Origin of the sequence: Nocardiopsis protaetiae, from assembly GCF_045446735.1 — a bacterium.
GTDB lineage: Bacteria > Actinomycetota > Actinomycetes > Streptosporangiales > Streptosporangiaceae > Nocardiopsis > Nocardiopsis protaetiae.
Genome location: NZ_JBJJBV010000513.1, coordinates 1 through 2,279, shown reverse-complemented (window position 1 = coordinate 2,279; position 2,279 = coordinate 1). Strand labels below are relative to the sequence as shown.

Below are 2,279 nucleotides of genomic sequence, written 5' to 3'. Positions count from 1 at the left end.
CCCTCCGTGTTCCCCTCGTGGTGGTGGGGGAGAGGGGACGCCCTGCCGACCGCTCGGATGAGAGCGTCCCCGGTCTGTGGTGGTCAGCCGCGGCTCTGCGCCCACCGGCGCTCCAGCTCCGCGGTCCCGGCCGCGGTCAGCGACCCGTACACGTGCAGGCGGGCGATGCCGCCGTCGGGGAAGACGTCGGTGCGCACGTGCGTGGCGGTCACCGGGGCGTCCGGCACGAACCGGTGGATGCCGTCCGGCTCCAGCCGGGTGCGGCCCACGATCTCGAACCACGCCTCCGGGTCGGCCCCCTGCGCGTCGCGGCCCAGGATCGTCACCCATCCGGCCGAGTTGCCCTTGTAGTAGGAGGTGTCCAGCTCCAGCGCGCGGATCTCGCCCTGCGCGGCCAGCCGGAAGCGCACCCAGTCGTTGCCGGTGTCGCGGCGGCGCCGGTTCTCCCACCCGTCGTCCATCTTGTGCGAGCGGCCCGGCGCGATGATGTTCTCGGGCGAGGAGTAGAACCGGTCCGAGGCGTCCTCCACCGCGCCGCCGTTGAGCAGCGCCACCAGGTCGAAGGAGCCCAGCGCGGCCAGCCAGGCCGGGTCGGCGACCGGCTCGCCGTACACGCGCAGGCGGGCGATGCCGCCGTCGGGGAACTGCTTGACCCGCAGGTGGGTCCAGCGGCGCTCGCCGGTCACCGCGAACCCGTTGGCGGCGTGCCCGTACACCGGGGTGCGCGCCACCAGCCCGGTCCACTCGGCCTTGAGCAGCTCGTCCGTGGTGGGGGTGCCCTCCACGTGGGCGGCCTCCACGCTCACCTCGGTGGGGTGGTTGCCGCGGAAGTGCGCGGTGTCCACGACCAGGCCGCGGATCACCCCGGGCAGGGCGAGGCGGACCAGGGCCCAGTCGTGGTCGTCGGCCGACGGGTGGGGGCTGTCGGCGGCCGGGCCGCGGCGGCGCCGGGTCTCCCAGCCGTCCATGACCTTGCCCTTGTGCCCGAAGGCGTGCGGGTCGAACTCGGCGGGTTCGGGCCGCAGCAGGTTCTCCCGGTGGGCGAAGAACTCGTCGTTGGCGGCGACCACGGCGCCCCCGAGCCTGCGGTCCGCGAGGTCCACCAGGCCGTCGAGGTCGAGGTCGGCGGGCCGGTAGTCGGCGTAGGGGTCGCCGCCGGAGTAGGGGCGGGCGTTGTAGGCGCGCGGATCGAAGTCAGGGGTGGTGCTCATGGTCCTCCTGCCGGGTGCGGTGTCGTTCGGACACCTTCAGACTGGCAGCAGGAACCGGTCATTTCCAGCGAAACTTTTCGATCATCATGTTCATTCGAACTGAACATTCGAGGTGGCGAGGGCGGCCGCCCGGTCCACCAGCGCCCGCAACGCCACCGCGATCTGCGGCCGCTCCCGCGACCCGGCCCGCACCGCCCACACCACGTGCCGCCGCGGCCGGTCCTCGTGCAGCACCCGCAGCGCCACCCCGGGCGCGTCCCCGGTGGCGGCCAGCCGCGGCACCAGCGCCACCCCGAGCCCGGCGGCGACCATGTCCAGGATGGCCCGCCAGTCCGAGGCCACGTGCGCCTGTTCGGGGACGAACCCGGCCTGGGCGCAGGCCGCCACCGTGATGTCCCGCCAGGGGCCGTCGGCGCCGTAGATCCACGGCTCGCCGGCCAACTCGCGCAGGCGCAGCGCAGGGGTCCCGGCCAGCCGGTGCCGGGCGGGCAGGGCGGCGTCCATGGGGTCGGTGAGCAGCTCGGCGCGCTCGAACCGGTCGTCGCGCCCGGTCGGGGCCTGGGCGGCCAGCGACAGGCCGATGTCGATCTCCCCGGCGGCCAGCAGGTCGTACACCTCCGACGCCTCGGCCTGGTGCACCCGCACCGTCAGCCCCGGGTGGGCGTCGCGCACCGCGCTCAGCGCGGGCACCACCAGCCCGGGTACGGCGGTGGCGAACGCGCCCACCCGCACCGTCCCGGCCCCGCCCCGGGCGAACCCGTCCAGCTCGGCCTCGGCCCGCTCCAGCTGGGCCAGCACGATGTCGGTGTGCCGCAGCAGCACCCGGGCGGCGTCGGTGAGCCGCACCCGGCGCCCGTGCGGCTCCAGCAGCTCCACCCCCACCTGCCGGGACAGCGCGGACAGCTGCTGGGAGACGGCGGAGGGGGTGGTGCACAGGGCCTCGGCGGTGGCGCGCACCGTCCCGACCCGGTCGAGGGTGCGCAGCACGCGCAGCTTGCGCAGGTCCCAGTCGGTCATGGTCTCAGGCATACCATTCGGCTCCGGTGAACAGAAACGGGAAAGCGGCGG

The 2,279-nt window shown here is 74.8% G+C and carries 2 protein-coding genes; both read right to left on the bottom strand.

Annotated elements, in window-relative coordinates; all coding sequences use genetic code 11:
- Positions 1-83: 83 nt before the first annotated feature.
- Positions 84-1,211 (bottom strand): allantoicase, encoded by a 1,128-nt coding sequence (gene alc, locus ACJOT3_RS34435; RefSeq protein ID WP_406977319.1) that lies wholly within the window; start codon positions 1,209-1,211, stop codon positions 84-86.
- A 90-nt stretch (positions 1,212-1,301) separates the two neighbouring features.
- On the bottom strand, positions 1,302-2,228 hold the full coding sequence (locus ACJOT3_RS34430; protein ID WP_406977318.1) for a LysR family transcriptional regulator: 927 nt from the start codon (positions 2,226-2,228) through the stop codon (positions 1,302-1,304).
- Positions 2,229-2,279 lie beyond the last annotated feature (51 nt).